The sequence below is a fragment of the Streptococcus rupicaprae genome (assembly GCF_040545225.1).
Lineage (GTDB): Bacteria > Bacillota > Bacilli > Lactobacillales > Streptococcaceae > Streptococcus > Streptococcus rupicaprae.
On record NZ_JBEPLO010000005.1, the window covers coordinates 1 to 15,462 of the forward strand.

Annotated in this window: 10 protein-coding genes and 1 pseudogene; 4 read left to right on the top strand and 7 right to left on the bottom strand. The window is 44.0% G+C overall.

Features of this window, described 5'->3' with window-relative positions; genetic code table 11:
- Positions 1-189 precede the first annotated feature (189 nt).
- Together ABID29_RS03015 and ABID29_RS03020 are read left to right on the top strand one after the other, a co-directional pair.
- Entirely contained in the window at positions 190-453 is a 264-nt protein-coding gene (locus tag ABID29_RS03015) for a type II toxin-antitoxin system Phd/YefM family antitoxin (RefSeq protein ID WP_354364304.1), read from the top strand.
- Positions 443-757 carry a type II toxin-antitoxin system RelE/ParE family toxin gene (locus tag ABID29_RS03020; RefSeq protein WP_354364306.1) on the top strand — a complete coding sequence of 105 codons (315 nt, stop codon included), beginning with the start codon at positions 443-445 and terminating at the stop codon, positions 755-757. Before ABID29_RS03015 ends, ABID29_RS03020 begins: the two co-directional genes overlap by 11 nt.
- 653 nt (positions 758-1,410) lie before the next feature.
- Here the strand turns inward: ABID29_RS03020 and tnpA are convergent.
- From tnpA to ABID29_RS03050, 6 genes and pseudogenes are all read right to left on the bottom strand, one after another.
- Positions 1,411-1,886, bottom strand: a pseudogene (tnpA, locus tag ABID29_RS03025) (IS200/IS605 family transposase).
- Positions 1,887-2,196: 310 nt separating this feature from the next.
- The gene (locus ABID29_RS03030) at positions 2,197-2,886 is read right to left on the bottom strand and encodes a response regulator transcription factor (RefSeq protein WP_354364308.1); all 690 of its coding nucleotides are present in this window, start codon (positions 2,884-2,886) and stop codon (positions 2,197-2,199) included.
- Between the two features lie 3 nt (positions 2,887-2,889).
- A complete protein-coding gene (gene gndA, locus ABID29_RS03035; protein WP_354364309.1) occupies positions 2,890-4,314 on the bottom strand; it encodes an NADP-dependent phosphogluconate dehydrogenase in 1,425 nt (474 codons plus the stop codon).
- Between the two features lie 90 nt (positions 4,315-4,404).
- Positions 4,405-4,944 carry a YceD family protein gene (locus ABID29_RS03040; protein ID WP_435533145.1) on the bottom strand — a complete coding sequence of 180 codons (540 nt, stop codon included), beginning with the start codon at positions 4,942-4,944 and terminating at the stop codon, positions 4,405-4,407.
- A 9-nt stretch (positions 4,945-4,953) separates the two neighbouring features.
- Positions 4,954-5,850, bottom strand: coding sequence for a zinc metalloprotease HtpX (htpX, locus tag ABID29_RS03045; protein ID WP_354364313.1), 897 nt, complete (start codon positions 5,848-5,850; stop codon positions 4,954-4,956).
- Between the two features lies 1 nt (position 5,851).
- Positions 5,852-6,418: a LemA family protein gene (locus ABID29_RS03050; protein ID WP_354364314.1), complete on the bottom strand. Its 567-nt coding sequence runs from the start codon at positions 6,416-6,418 to the stop codon at positions 5,852-5,854.
- 91 nt (positions 6,419-6,509) lie between these two features.
- Here ABID29_RS03050 and rsmG point away from each other — a divergent pair, with 91 nt between their 5' ends.
- A complete protein-coding gene (gene rsmG / locus ABID29_RS03055; RefSeq protein ID WP_354364315.1) occupies positions 6,510-7,223 on the top strand; it encodes a 16S rRNA (guanine(527)-N(7))-methyltransferase RsmG in 714 nt (237 codons plus the stop codon).
- Between the two features lie 520 nt (positions 7,224-7,743).
- Entirely contained in the window at positions 7,744-12,369 is a 4,626-nt protein-coding gene (locus ABID29_RS03060) for a S8 family serine peptidase (protein ID WP_354364316.1), read from the top strand.
- Between the two features lie 330 nt (positions 12,370-12,699).
- Here ABID29_RS03060 and ABID29_RS03065 read toward each other — a convergent pair whose 3' ends face one another.
- Positions 12,700-15,201, bottom strand: coding sequence for a bifunctional 2',3'-cyclic-nucleotide 2'-phosphodiesterase/3'-nucleotidase (locus tag ABID29_RS03065; protein ID WP_354364317.1), 2,502 nt, complete (start codon positions 15,199-15,201; stop codon positions 12,700-12,702).
- Positions 15,202-15,462 lie beyond the last annotated feature (261 nt).

Below are 15,462 nucleotides of genomic sequence, written 5' to 3' on the forward strand. Positions count from 1 at the left end.
ATTATAATTATAAACCATGACATGGGAAAACGAGCATCTCCAACTGCGGAAATGCTCGTTTTTGTCTATTCTGAAACTAGTTTTTGCCCAGCCTCATGCTATCAACTACTTATTAAAAACACCTCCGATGTCCTTTGACTTTTTGATAATATTTTGATAGAATTTTATCAAAACATGCGAGGTGATTTTATGCTCAACATTCGACCTGTGTCAGATTTACGCAATAAATTCAGTGAAGTAGAACAAGCAGTAATTCAAACTGGTGAGCCTGTCTTTTTAACAAAGAATGGTTATGGTTCTATGGTTGTCATGAGCCTAGAACAGTATTCTCTATTAACAGACAAAATTGAGCGTCAGTTAGATGAGGCTGATGAGTTTGCTACAGTAACAACAGAACGTTTTTCTGCTGAAGAAGTTTTTGGACGAGTGAGAAGTCAAATTAATGAAAGCTAAGAACTATGACCTAACATTTCTTCCCTTATTTGAGGAAGATCTCGCTAAAATTGTAAGTTATATCTCAAAAAATCTTCATAATCCTACTGCTGCTCATCAACTTGTTGACGATGTAGAGCAAGCTATCTTTGAGCGATTACAGTATCCTGATGGATACGAGCCATTTCAATCCTTAAAAAATCGTCCCCATCCATACTACACCATTACCGTCAAAAATTTTATGATTTTCTATGTTTTAATTGGCAAGACTATGGAAGTTCGACGAATCTTATATCGAAAAAGAGATATGGATAAGCTACTTTAATGTTCGTTATTAAGCAATAATAAGATTTATTAGCTTACGACCAACTTACCACCAGTTTACGACAATTTTAAAAAAAATTGACTTCATTTGTTAAACATTAAAAAACCAAAAGCCTGATGTAGAGCCATTTGTAGCCATATAAAAACCAATAAATTAATGTACTTCTTTTCCCTACTATGAAATCCATCTAACTAGACACTGGATATACTACATCACATCTAGTTCTCAGCTTGCTTCCTAATTTTCGGACTTGCTGCTGGCGATGAAGAGTATCTTGAATAGGGACGGCTCTTAAAATACTGAAACAAAACACCTCGCTTTCTTGTTTTTGAGTGAGGTGTTTAACTAATTATAATCCTGAATATAAAAACTTGTAACACGAGTAACTCCTACCAAAACCGATCACCTTGCTATCAACTAATCCTCTAGGTCTTAAAGTCTCCATATTGGGATTTCTCGATGTTTCTAAATCAAAATCTTAAATCTCTCCTACCCACCATTCCCAGTATCTAATCATAACCACCCGTTAAACGGGTGGTTTGAACAGGGGCTATAAGCCCATATCACCAGCCAGCGTCTAGGGTGCTCTCTTTCACGTTGTTCAAGCCTAACTGCTTTTGACTCGTCACTTGCCTCTTAAAGAGGCGTTAGTATTACTTACCATCATCCCTAAAGGGATCTTCATATTCTTTCACACTCAGTTTATCAAGTGCGATATCATGTTAATTCGCCTTCTTATTTTTAAGCTCATGAAGAAATCATCCACTGGATAATTTCTTTGCTCCTGTATCTATTTTTTAATCGTGGCTTCGTTAAGTCCTACTGTGCTTACATAATAACCCTCTGCCCAAAAATGGCGATTCCCAAACTTGTATTTAAGATTGGCGTGTTTGTCAAACATCATAAGAGCACTCTTACCTTTTAAGTAACCCATGAAACTGGAAACACTGATTCGTGGAGGAATACTGACTAACATGTGAACATGGTCTGGCATTAAATGACCTTCTATAATTTCTACACCTTTGTAGCGACATAAACGGTGGAATATCTCACCTAGACTGCTTCGATATTGATTATATATGATCTTTCGTCTATACTTAGGGGTAAACACAATGTGATATTTACACATCCACTTTGTGTGTGATAAACGACGTGCTTTTTGAGCCCCTCAACTTTTTTATTTTTAGGTTTCGGCAAAAATCATCCACTGGATAATTTTTCTCCTCCTTTCGCTTTACAGTGCGCTTGAACACCTTTATTGTATCGCGTTTGGAGTTTTTTGGTATAACCTGCGATGCGCACCCGCATAGCGGGTGGTTTATTTGTTTCGCACCTGCGGAGCGAAACGGACTAAAGTCACATAAACAAAAAACTCAGCTCTAGTTTAGAATAGGAGCTGAGTTTTTGACTATTGGTTATGTATAAGTATTTACAATTATTTATTCCCTCATAGCATAGCCAACTCCCCGAATGGTTTGGATGTAGGAGGGGCGGCCTGGGATATCAATCTTACTTCTTAGGTAACGGATATAAACATCGACAATATTAGTCTCTGCGGTGGACTCATACTTCCAGACCCGCTCTAGGAGCTGCTCACGGCTCAAAGGCGTATGACTGGCCAGCAAGGTTGCCAGCAGGTCGTATTCTCGACGGGTCAAAAGTAAAGGCTCTTCACCACGATAAGCCACGTGCTGCTTACGGTCCAAGCGAAGATCATGATAGGCTGTCCTAGCCTGTATCAAGCTACAGTTTTGATCAATAAAATCTCTCCCACGAAAAATACGATTGATCAAATCCAAGAGTTCTGCAATTACAAAGGGTTTGACAATAGTGCTAACAGCATAGCGTCCGATTGCTTCTTGATCGCTTGCCAACTCTTCCTGGCTGACCATTACAATGATAATGGTCGCTGGCCTAAGATAATTGACTTCCTTGGCAAAAGCTTGGCTACTCATATCCCCCAACTGGAAATCCGTCAGGATTAAATCATATTCTCGCTCGCGCACGTGCGCTAAAGCAGTTTTACCATCCTCTGCAAGATCAACCATATAATCAGACTTTTGTAGCTCTATAGAGGTAAAGCGTGCTAGGCTACGCTCCGGTGAACTAAGGAGAATTCGTTTAACCATCTGTTAGTTTTCATCATACCATAAGTAATGGAAGATGCCTTCCTTATCTTTACGCTCGTAAGTATGGGCACCGAAGTAATCCCGTTGAGCTTGGATTAGATTTGCTGGCAAGTCTGCCGCACGGTAGCTGTCAAAGTAAGAGATAGCGCTTGAGAAGGTCGGCACTGGCACACCAGCCTGAACAGCCAAGGCAACCACATCACGGACCGCTTGCTGGTACTTGGCTGTGATGTCAATAAAGTACTCATCCAAGAGCAAGTTAGCCAAGTCGGCATCGCGTCCATAGGCATCGGTAATCTTTTGCAGGAAGCGGGCACGGATGATACAACCTGCACGCCAGATTGATGCTATCTCACCAAACGGTAAGTTCCAGTTATACTCTTTAGAAGCCACGCGCAATTGGGCAAATCCTTGCGCATAGGACATAATCTTGGAGAAATAAAGCGCCTGACGGATCTTCTCGATCAATTCAGCCTTGTCTCCTTCATAGGCATAAGGAGCTGGCGCTGGCAAAATCTTGCTGGCCTTAACTCGCTCGTCCTTGTAAGTTGAGATGTAACGCGCAAAGACAGATTCGGTGATCAGGGACAAAGGCACGCCCAAGTCTAAAGATGACTGGCTAGTCCACTTCCCAGTTCCCTTGTTACCAGCTGCATCAAGAATATAATCCACCAGCGGTCCGTCTTGGCCTTCATCATCCTGACGGGTCAAGATATCAGCCGTGATTTCAATCAAGTAACTGTCAAGCTCTCCTTGGTTCCACTCAGTGAAGACATCTGCCATCTCAGCCGTTGACAAGCCTAGAAGGTTCTTCATCAGGTCGTAAGATTCAGCAATCAGCTGCATATCACCGTACTCGATACCGTTGTGAACCATTTTAACATAGTGGCCTGCGCCATCTGGACCGATATAGGTCACACACGGAGCGCCATCTTCTGGGGCCTTGGCAGAGATTTCTTCCAAGACATCAGCCACCAACTCATAGGCTTCTTTTTGGCCACCAGGCATGATAGAAGGTCCCTCAAGGGCACCTTTTTCACCACCAGAGACACCTGTTCCGATGAAGTTAATGCCTGAATCAGCCAATTCCTTGGAACGACGAATCGTGTCTTCAAAATAAGTGTTCCCACCGTCAATCAAGATATCTCCCTTATCCAAGTAAGGCAAAAGGGACTGAATCGTCGCATCGGTTCCCTTGCCAGCTTGAACCATGAGCATGATGCGGCGTGGCTTTTCAATCGAGTTGACAAAGCTTTCCACATCATAACTTGGCACCAAGTTTTTACCTGGGTTGCTCTTGATGACATCCTCTGTCTTGTCTGATGAACGATTGTAAATCGCTACGGTGTACCCACGTGACTCCACGTTGAGGGCCAGATTACGCCCCATAACTGCCATACCGACAACACCAAAATTTGCTTGTGTCATAAAATTTCTAACTCCTCATTTCATTTATTATCATTATACACTTAAGCGGCTGAGTTTTCAAGAATTTTGAAATATTCAGACGATTGCTGTCTATTCCTCATCGAACAGGCCAGCCAATCCTGCAAAAGGGGACTGGGCTTCTTTCTTGCTAGCTTGTGCTGCTTCGTAGTCCTCTTGGGACAAGACCTGCCAGTCCTTGCCTTCTGGGTAAGTTTCGTTGGCTTCTTCTGCTGCTGTCAAGATTTTGAGAGGAATATTGAGCAGAATATTATCCGCAACACTCTCTGAAAGGTCTATCGTATCGCCTTCAATCGGCAACAAAAGCTCTTCTGCATCATCTCCAGCCAGGCCCCTCAACTCCGCTGCCTCCATGAAAAGTTCCGAAACAGGGTAACTTTCCTGCCACTTGACTGGCGTCATAGACCGACTGGAAGGCATGGTCAAGCTGTAGGATAGCTGGTAATCAAGCACATAAAGCTTGTTCTCATAAGTGACTGTCCCTTCGACGACGATATCGTCAAGGTCTAGGATTTCAGGGTTTCTAGCCTGCAAATCCGCCTTTAAGTCAAGCTTTTCCTTGAAGGCAAGACCTTCCTTATTCTTTTTGATATCTAAAATATGAAACATAATACCTTCCTTTTATAAGTGACGCAAGCGTTCAACTCGCTCTGAAATCGGTGGGTGGGTATAAAAAAGTTTTTGCAAGTTGCCTTTTTTCAGAGGATCACTGATATACAAGGCCGCGCTAGCATCATCTATGGGCTGAGACATGGGACGGCTACGATCCAACTTTAAGAGTGCATTGATCATGCCTTGAGGATTTCTGGTCAATTCGACCGCAGAAGCATCCGCCAAAAATTCCCGTTGCCGAGAAATGGCTAGCTGAACCAGTGTAGCAGCCAAGGGCGCTAGCACCAAGGCCAGCATAGACAAGATTAACACAATAGTCTGACCGCCATCACTGCCACGATTGTCACGCCGTCTGCTACGTCCTCCGCCATACCACATCATACGCTGGGACATGGAAGCCAGCATCGTAATCGCTGCGCTGAGCGCAACGGCAATGGTCGCAATCCGAATGTCATAATTGCGAATGTGACTGACTTCATGGGCCATGACCGCTTCAAGCTCTTCACGGTTCATGACCTTCAGCAGGCCACTTGTCGCAGCAACTGCTGCCTTTTCTGGTTTAGAGCCTGTCGCAAAGGCATTGAGGGCTTCATCCTCGATGATGAAAACCCTTGGCATGGGAATCTTGGCTACCATGGCCATATCTTCAACGATATGATAGAGCTCTGGTGCCTGGGCCGCTGTGACCTCTCTGGCATGGTTCATGGACATGACCACATTGGTCGATTGAAAAATCATGGAAACCGCATAGATCAGCCCCATGATCAGGGCTACCACAGCCCCTGCTGGACCAGATTCCAACCAAAGGTAACCAGCCCCATACCCAACCAAGGCTAGCAGGGTGAAAAAGACCAGTAAAAGAATGATAGTTCGCCGTTTATTGGTTGAAATTTGGTCGTATAGCATATTAGTCTCCTAAACCATTTGGGCCAAAGTTGACTGTCGGTACCACCTTTTCTTCTTCAGGAATGCTGAGGAAGATACTAGGTTGGAAGCCGAAGAATTTCGCAAAAAGATTGGTCGGGAAGGTCTGCAATTTCGCATTATAGTTACCAGTTGTTGAGTTGAATAGTTGGCGGGAATAAGCAATTTTGTTCTCCGTATTGGTCAACTCTTCCTGCAACTTGGTATAATTAGCCGAAGCCTTAAGGTCAGGATAGGCTTCTGCAACTGCCATCAAGCCTGATACCTGACGGCTGAGTTCATCGCTGGCTGCCATCTTTTCAGCTGGGTTGGATGCACCTGCAACCTTGTTGCGCAACTGGATAACCTTTTCAAGAGTCTCTTGTTCATAACGGCCGTAGCCCTTGACGGTCTCGATTAAGTTTGGAATCAAGTCATGGCGACGCTTGAGCTGGACATCAATCTGACTCCAAGCCTCCTCTGTGTGCATCCGACTCCTCACCAAGCCATTATAAATTGAGATACCTCCCAAAATCAACACAACGATTAAAATCAGCAAAAATAACCACATTGTTCTAGTCTCCTTTATTTTATGATACCATTATATCAAATTTTCCTGATTTATGATAAAATGAAGAAGATTTACAGAAAAAGGATAACTTATGACGACACAAGAATTTTACACCCTTCTGGCTGACAAGGGCTTTGAGCTGTCTGACCAGCAAAAAAAACAGTTTGAACACTACTTTGAGCTCCTGGTCGAGTGGAACGAGAAGATTAACCTGACCGCCATCACTGATAAGGAAGAGGTCTACCTCAAGCATTTTTACGATTCCTTGGCGCCGATTCTCGAAGGCTTTATCCCCAACCAATCCTTGAAACTCTTGGACATTGGGGCTGGCGCAGGCTTTCCCAGTCTGCCTATGAAGATTCTTTTCCCCAAGATTGAGGTGACCATCATTGACTCGCTCAACAAGCGGATCAACTTCCTTAACCTCCTGGCTGAGGAGTTGGGCCTGACGGGTGTGGCTTTTTACCATGGCAGAGCAGAAGACCTTGGGCAAGATAAGATCTTTAGAGGCCAGTTTGACCTGGTGACAGCCAGAGCTGTCGCCCGCATGCAGGTCCTCTCTGAACTGACCATTCCTTTCCTCAAGGTCAAAGGCCAACTCATCGCCCTCAAGGCTAGCTCAGCCGATGAAGAAAATCTAGCTGCCAAAAATGCCCTCAGCCTGCTCTTTAGCCAAATCCAAGTCTCTCACGACTATCAGTTGCCAAATGGTGACCCCCGCAACATCACCATCGTTGAAAAGAAAAAAGAAACCCCAAATAAGTACCCTAGAAAGGCGGGGCTTCCCAATAAAAAACCGCTGTAAGTCATTAAATATCTCCTGTTTATTTTAATAAGACATAAACTAAAAACAATCAAAATCACACAGACTCCCTAGTCCATAAGGACATTTGGAATAGCTGTGTGCTTTTTTGTATGGCGACAACTTTCACCTATTTTATAGTCCTCTTTAAACTCTTTCATAGGACAATCAACATTTTATACCAAAAAAGACTATTAAAATGCGATTTGTTATAGCAAGGAATTAAATTCTCTATATAGGATCATTCACTTCATTGTATAAACAATAATTTCCGGCAGTCCCATCATCTCTCCTATTAGCTAAATTTTAAAAGCTCAGTTTCACTATATAGACAGCTATTACCATTTCCATTCATTGATTTAGGAGGTGCAACGTTAGGACTATTCTTTTTCTATAAATGAACCAAAATACTCTTAAACTCCCAAAAGATAAAATATTCGAAAAAGACTTGAATTTTTGGAAAATTTTTGTTTTAATAAAACAATAGCTTTTGCTATAAATAAATATTTAGGAGAAAATGTTTATGTCTAAACAAGAACGGTTTTCATTGCGCAAGCACAAGCTCGGTGCAGTTTCTGTCCTTCTTGGTGCTTTCTTTCTTGTATCTGCTGGTTATGAGGTTAGAGCCGATGAGCTATCACCCAATAACCCTGCCCTCACCCAGGTAGAAACCAGTAGTCAATGGTCTGAAGAAACACCTGATCAAACTAATCAGGAAAATCCAGAGAGTTACAGCACTTCTACAGCTTCTGAACCGATAACTTCTCTAGCCTTAGACCAAGTTAGTCCAGAAATCTCCAATCCGACAACAGAGGCTCCAGATCATCTTGACCCAGAAACTTCAGGTTCAGATGCTACAGCTGAAACAGAAGCGCCTTTGGCGGATCAAGAAAAACCAAAAAATATTGATAGTAATACCATCATTACAGTTCCTGAAACCTGGGACACAGGCTATAAGGGAGAGGGGATGATTGTTGCGGTCATCGACTCAGGTTTGGACATTGAACATGATGCTCTGCGACTTTCGGACATTAACAAGGCCAAATACCAATCAGAAGATCAACTCAAGCAAGCTATGGCAGAGGCTGGCATCACTTATGGCCGTTGGTATAGCGACAAGGTCGTCTACGGCTATAACTATGTTGATGTCAATACAGAATTGAAGGAAGCAGAAACTAGTTCTCACGGCATGCACGTGACAGGGATTGCTGCTGGTAACCCTAGTCAGCCAGTTGGCGGTGAGTTAATCTACGGCGTTGCCCCTGAAGCACAGGTTATGTTTATGAGGGTTTTCTCTGATGTTCACTCAACTACTGGCCAAGCACTGTATATCAGAGCTATTGAAGATGCCGTCAAACTCAAAGCAGATGCGATCAACCTTAGCCTAGGAGGCGCCAATGGTTCAACGGTCAATGTTGGTGATCAACTCATCGCTGCCATTGAGATGGCTCGAAAAGCTGGGGTATCTGTCGTAATCGCTGCAGGTAATGATGGTACTTTTGGTTCTGGACATAGCAATCCTCATGCCAGCAACCCAGATTATGGCCTGGTTGGTAGCCCATCAACTGCTAGAGATGCTATTTCAGTCGCTTCTTACAACAATTCAACCATCATGAGTGAAGTTGTTCAGATTATTGGTCTTGAAGATAACGTAGAGCTGAACCACGGCAAGAGCTCCTTTACCAATGCAGATGCCAGCGAAATCAAATTCGATAAAGACAAGGCTTATGAACTGGTTTATGCAGGACTTGGTCTGGAAGACGATTTTGCAAACATTGATATAACAGGTAAACTCGCTCTGATTAAGCGCGGCGAGATCACTTTCAACGAAAAAATTGCCAACGCTGCCGCTCACGGTGCCGCTGGTGTGGTTATCTTTAATCATACATCAGGCGAAAACAACATCAATATGTCTTTGGATGAGTCTGGAAGTGTTATCCCATCCATCTTTATCCCTTACGAATTTGGTACGGCCATCCAAGAAAATCCATCACTCAAACTGAGCTTCAAGGATCAAATGGATAAATCAGCCAACCCACAGGCTGGCAAGCCATCTGATTTCTCTAGCTGGGGTCTAAGTGCTGATGGGGAACTCAAACCAGATCTATCCGCACCAGGAGGTAGTATCTTTGCTGCCATTAACGATAACAAGTATGAGATGAAAGACGGGACCAGTATGGCAGCTCCCCACGTTGCCAGTGCTGCTGTCCTTGTCAAACAGTACCTCAAGGAGGCCTACCCAGACAAGACCGATTCTGAATACGAAGCGCTCATCAAAAATTTGATGATGAGTACTGCAAACCCTCACTTCAATGAAGAGACCCAAGCTTACACTTCTCCACGACAACAAGGAGCAGGTGTCTTAGATACAAAAGCAGCCATTTCAACAGGCCTATACGTCACTGGCAGCGACCAATATGGTAGCGTCAACCTAGGAAATGTCAACGATGCCTTTAGCTTTGTCGTGGTGGTCCATAACATTACTGATCAGGATAAAACACTTGATTACATCACTCATGTCAACACCGACTTGGTTGAAGCCGATAAAATTACCCTCAAGCCACGTGAGTTGAAAACCGTGTCTGGTCAACCCATCACTGTCAAAGCCAACAGCAGTACGACCGTTCTTATCACTGTCGATACGTCTGAATTTAGCGAAGAATTAACGGAACTCATGCCAAATGGTTATTACCTAGATGGTTTCGTTCGCTTTGTTGACCCTACAGACAAGGGTGATGTCATCAGCATTCCTTATGTCGGCTTTAAAGGGGAATTCCAAAATCTTGATGTCCTTGAAAAACCTGTTCTTGAGCTCTTAATGGCTGGTAAAACAGGTGTCTATTTTGGTGAGGCTGCACCAGGTAAAGAAAATGTTACAAGTTTAGTGACCGATAGCAGTGATATCGTGTATGCCAATAACAACACTCGAACAGACTTTGCCATCAAATCTTTAGGAACCTTTACGGATGGACAGGGCGGTTTTGTTCTTGAATTTGATGGAACAGGGGCTCCCCGCTTTGCCATTTCACCAAACGGTGATAATAACCAAGATTCACTAGCTCTTCGCGGTGTCTTCTTAAGGAATTTTACGAACCTAGTGGCGAGTGTCTACAAGGCAGACGACACTGATGAAAAGAGCCCTGTTTGGCAAAGTAAGCCAGAATTTGGTGATAAGAACTACTTTAGTGGTGATCCTAAAAATGAAAAATCAACGGTTCTTTATAAGACTGAATTTGCTGGCCGTGACAATGATGGCAAGGAGCTAGAAGACGGGCATTATAAATATGTCCTGACTTATTATCCAGAAGTATCTGGCGCTAAAATGCAACGTATGAGCTTTGATATCATTATTGACCGACAAGCACCGCAAATAACAACAGCCTCTTATGATGAGTCTTCTTTTGTCTTTAAACCGCGTCCGGCTATCGAATACGGGCCATCAACCATCGTCCGCGAGCGTGTCTTCTATCTCGTCCGTGACAATGATGGGAACGCTACAATGATTAAAAAAGATGACGAAACAGGTAAACTCAGCATTGTCGATAACCGCGTCTACTTGACTCAAAACAGTGATGGCAGTTTCGACTTACCGCTCGATTTAGCGGATTTAGCTGATTTCTATTATGTGGTCGAAGATTTTGCTGGTAATATTGTATCAGCTAAAGTAAAAGATCTTGTCTCTATCGGCAATAACTTTGGCTTAGTGGACGTCAATGTTGTAGACAGCGAAACAGGTGCTCCAACTAATGTGACACATTCTTTCTCTGTCAAGGATGCTGATGGTAACATCGTGACTGATTTGCCCCGTTACGCTGATACTAAAAACGTGATCAAATTGCCATTTGGCACCTATACCTTCGACCTTTTCATCCATGATGCAGAACGCTCAGTTATTGATGGAAAAACATCTGTTACCCTTGACTTGACTGAGGAAAACAGCCGTCAATCTGTAGACTTCCTCCTGAAACTCTTAGCAAAGCAGATGGTCACCACTGTCTTTAATCAACAACTTCCTGAGGGAACAAGGGTTGATCTCACAACCGCAGCAGGTCAAATCTTGAATTTACCAGTGGCTCGATACAATCCGTTGGCATACAGCAAGTTCACTCCTGTCGGTGATTACAGCTTATCGCTCAATTTACCAGAAGGTTACGAGATCTTGGAAGATTTAGCGATTTCTGTCGCAGCCGATGCGCCATCCATTAAGCAGTTGACATTGATTAATAAAACAGCGCTCTTAGCAGCTAGCCGTCAAACAGTGACAGATCACTTCACTTACTACAATGCTAGCCCAGAAGCTAAAACAGCCTACGACCTTGCTCTCAACTCTGCGCAAACTGTCTTGGAAAATAAAAATGATCAACTGACCGTGGATCAAGCAACTGAGGCATTGCTGGCTGCCATCGCTAACCTCAATGGTACTGAGACAGACACCACTCGTCTAGAACAGCTAATCACTGCTTCGCAATCCCTCATCGATACTGAAGATGCCAGCTACCGTTACGCAGCAACATCGCTCAAAACAGAATTTGATCTAACACTGGCACAAGCTCTAAATACCTTAACCCAAGATCATCTTACCCAAGAGGCTGTTGATGCTGTCACAAACCTTCTGGCCGCTGCTAAAGAAGCTCTCAATGGTGTTGCACCGACAATCGGCCTGACAAATCCAGATGACAATGACCAGACAGCCCCAGTGTCCATCTTTGATCCAGCCTTGGACGACGATGGGGATGGCTTTAGCAATGCCATTGAACTGATTGCTGGAACTGACCCAACTGACAAGGATAGTTTCCCTCAAACAGCTAAAGGAAATCTGAAAAATAACGGTGTAGCTGAAGAAGCTGAGCCATTGCCAGTCTTTGACCCTGCTAGAGATGATAATGGCGAGTTGAGCCTCTTTGAACCTACTTCAGATTCTCAAGAAAGACTTATGCCTAAACCTTTGACAGCACAGCCATCAGAAGCGCAAGTAGTCCTGTTAGCGTCTGGACCTTCTACAATCAGCCCAATCACTCAGGCAAATTCAAATACGTCGACTAAATCCCTGCCTAAGACAGGTGAGATGACAAATTGGTTGACCATCTTCGGTCTAATCAGTTTGGCAACAGTTGTTCTCAACCGTCATTGCAAGAAGATAAAAGACTAATTGCCTATACAAGAGGTTCTCTTCCAATCTCTTCACTATCAAAATTAGCTAGAGATTAAGCTAATCATCTCAACAATAAAACCACACGGTGAGCCACTCTTGAACCTTCTCAAGAAATGATACTCACAGTGTGGTTTTGTGTTGTTCTAACACAGGCTTTATTGGTGAAAGTGGAACACTTACTCTAAACCAAGTCTCTTCTTCTCCTCTTGGAGTAAGGTTTGGAGATCATTTGGCAAAGCAGGGAGAGAAACGCACTACTACATCAATAGTTGCGATGAAGGGCTAACGCTCTTTGTACCTTTTCAAGTATTGATGCAGAGAAATAACTCACTCACCTAAGCGGTTCTTTCTCTTCTTCGCTAATCCCAAGAGACCTAGCAAACCAAGCCCTACACTCATCCAAGTAAGGCTTGAACTAGTCCCTGTCGCTGGCAAGACATTTTGACGAGCAGTTTTTGCTACAGCAGGTTGACTAAGTGGCTTTGGACTTTCCACTACTAGTTCTTGGTAAGCTTTCGTCACCATCTGCTCAATCTCAAGGCGTTCTGGTTCGCTTAGTGGACGTGGGGTCGGCTTTGGATTTGAACCTGGGAATGGCATTGGATTTAATGGCAGTTTACCGTCAGTTGTATCCGGTGTTTTCGCTTCAACATAAACCAGACGGTATTGCGCAAAACCTTCATTGCTATCCACTGGATTTAGGTAGGTAATGTCATCGTAGTTGTCTGCTAGAAGTTTAGCGCGATCAGCAGACAGGAAGCGAATATCTAAGCCCTTGATGCTGTCAGTGAAGCCCCAGTTGTTGTCAGCGCTTGGGTTGATGGTTTTTTCTGAGATAATGTAGTCAATGATAGCTTGGCGGTTTTCCAATTTGAGGACCTTATTAAGACTGGCATTGACCACACCAGGGAAGCTACCATTAGCACGGTAGTTGTTGGTCACCACGATGAATTCTTGGGCATCATCAATCGGTTGGCCTTGGTAGCGCAAATCGCGCAGACGACTGGCTTCTGGGTTAATCAGTTTACCGCTACGGTCATACTTGGCTGGCTGAGTCACATCATAGAGATAAGTGACACCGTCAATGACGTCGAAGTTGTAGGTGCGGAAATCTGGGTTGATTAAATCTTGTGCCTCAGTCTTGGTCGGATCAATCTGGTTGAACTGACCTGCTGACATTTCCAGCCATTCTTTGATGTCAGCTCCGGTGAGCCTGAGGATTGCTGTCACATTGTCATAGAGGTAGAGATCCGCAACGTTTTTAATGGCGATTGGTCCAGCAGGAATGTCTGTAAAGTTAGTTGCATCGTTGAAATTACGGCCCCCTGCCTTAAATGGCGCTGCCGCAGACAAGATTGGCAGGTTGCCTTCTGGGGTACCAGCCAACTCTTGCTTCACATACCATACTTGGGCATTGTTAACGATTTGGACAGATGGGTCATCCTTAACGAGGGCGAAGTAGCTGGTAATCGGTGCGGTTGTGGTCCCAACTTGCTGACGGACATAGTTGACTGTGCCGTCATGAGCGTCTTTAGCTAATTCAAGGATTCGAGGGTCAGTCGTTTCAGACTTGGTATCGATTTTTCGAATTTGTCCTTTAGCCGTATTGGTTTGCCATTTGCCGTTGGTGTAGGTCAAGTTGAGGTCAATGACACCGAGGTGGTCACCGTATTTACCAGCCATGGTTACAGGCGTGCCGTTGATAAGACCGTTGACGTCATCAACACCGGCATAGCGGCTGTAGAAGCCTTTACCGCCGGCAGGGAATTCAGCGTGTGAGTGGCCTGTGACCACTGCATCAACACCTGGAATACCAGCGATTTGGTAGCCGACGTTTTCTTCCCCTTTCTCGTATTTGTCATCACCGATACCTGAGTGTGAGAGGACGAGGACGATATCAGCACCTTCTTGGCGGATTTTAGGCACCAATTCTTGGAGGGCTTCAACAGCGTCACGAACAGTTACCTTACCTTCCAGATGCGATTTATCCCAATTGAGAATTTGCGGTGGGGTGATTCCGGTGATCCCGATTTTGAGGGTTACAGGATTACCGAGGGTATCCGTGAAGTTCTTAGAAACGATGCTGTGCGTTTGGAAAAGAGGCTGACCTGTCGCAGCATCCAACACATTGGCATTGAGAAGAGGTAAACCTGCTGAAGCAATGACGGTTTCCAAATAAGGCAGACCGTAGTTGAACTCGTGGTTTCCAAGAGTTCCGGCATCAAATCCAAGAGCTGACAAGGCCTTGTACATCGGGTGCTGTTCACCTGCTTCAACGGGGTCAACAGTAGACTTGTAAGTGCCTAATGGTGTTCCCTGAATGGTATCCCCGTTATCCACCAAAATGACATTGCTGTTTTCAGCCTTGGCTTCTTCAATCAGAACTGCTGTCTTGGCTAGACCAAGGTTCTGGGCAGGTTTATCTTGGTAATAGTCATAGTTGACCAGGTTGGTATGGAGGTCAGTGGTTGAGAGGATGCGCACATCAACCGTTTGTCCTTCGACTGGAGCGGTCTCTTTTGCTTCATCTGAAGTCGTCAAATTTGCCGTCAAATCTGCAGGAGCTAGAAGAGGAGCCTCTTCAAGGTTATTTGGAGCCTCAGCTTCCTTAGTAGTAGCCACAAATGCTTCAGAAGGTGTGGAATCTTGGTCAGATGAAGTATCTGTCGTCTCTGTCACAAGTCCTGTAGCACTGCTAGAAGCCCCTGAATTGGTATTTTCAACTGCTACGCTACCTGTCTGCTCTTCTGCCTGAACGGCTTGGTTGGCACCTGCTGCTAGCAAGACAGACAAGAGAAGTGCTGATTTAGAAAGATAGTGTTTTGACATCATTTCGCTCCTTTTTGATAAGTTAACAAGTTTATTATACAAAAAAACTTTATATTAAACAAGAATTTTAGATTTGAAATCGGATTAAAACCGAACATATACAAAAGAATCATTCTAATCTCCTGTAGATAAGAGACTCTACCTTAACATACAGACCTGATTCACAATACTTCTCCTCTCAAAAAACAATCCCTGCCAAGTTAGGCAGAGATTCTCATTTTTACCAAAAATAACTGAGATGATGTCTGGAGAAGTTCCTAA

Excerpts from the sequence above, each read along its gene's own strand:
- ABID29_RS03015 (WP_354364304.1), top strand. The coding sequence starts at position 190 with ATGCTCAACATTCGACCTGTGTCAGATTTACGCAATAAATTCAGTGAA.
- ABID29_RS03020 (WP_354364306.1), top strand. The coding sequence starts at position 443 with ATGAAAGCTAAGAACTATGACCTAACATTTCTTCCCTTATTTGAGGAA.
- ABID29_RS03030 (WP_354364308.1), bottom strand. The coding sequence starts at position 2,886 with ATGGTTAAACGAATTCTCCTTAGTTCACCGGAGCGTAGCCTAGCACGC.
- gndA (WP_354364309.1), bottom strand. The coding sequence starts at position 4,314 with ATGACACAAGCAAATTTTGGTGTTGTCGGTATGGCAGTTATGGGGCGT.
- htpX (WP_354364313.1), bottom strand. The coding sequence starts at position 5,850 with ATGCTATACGACCAAATTTCAACCAATAAACGGCGAACTATCATTCTT.
- ABID29_RS03050 (WP_354364314.1), bottom strand. The coding sequence starts at position 6,418 with ATGTGGTTATTTTTGCTGATTTTAATCGTTGTGTTGATTTTGGGAGGT.
- rsmG (WP_354364315.1), top strand. The coding sequence starts at position 6,510 with ATGACGACACAAGAATTTTACACCCTTCTGGCTGACAAGGGCTTTGAG.
- ABID29_RS03060 (WP_354364316.1), top strand. The coding sequence starts at position 7,744 with ATGTCTAAACAAGAACGGTTTTCATTGCGCAAGCACAAGCTCGGTGCA.
- ABID29_RS03065 (WP_354364317.1), bottom strand. The coding sequence starts at position 15,201 with ATGTCAAAACACTATCTTTCTAAATCAGCACTTCTCTTGTCTGTCTTG.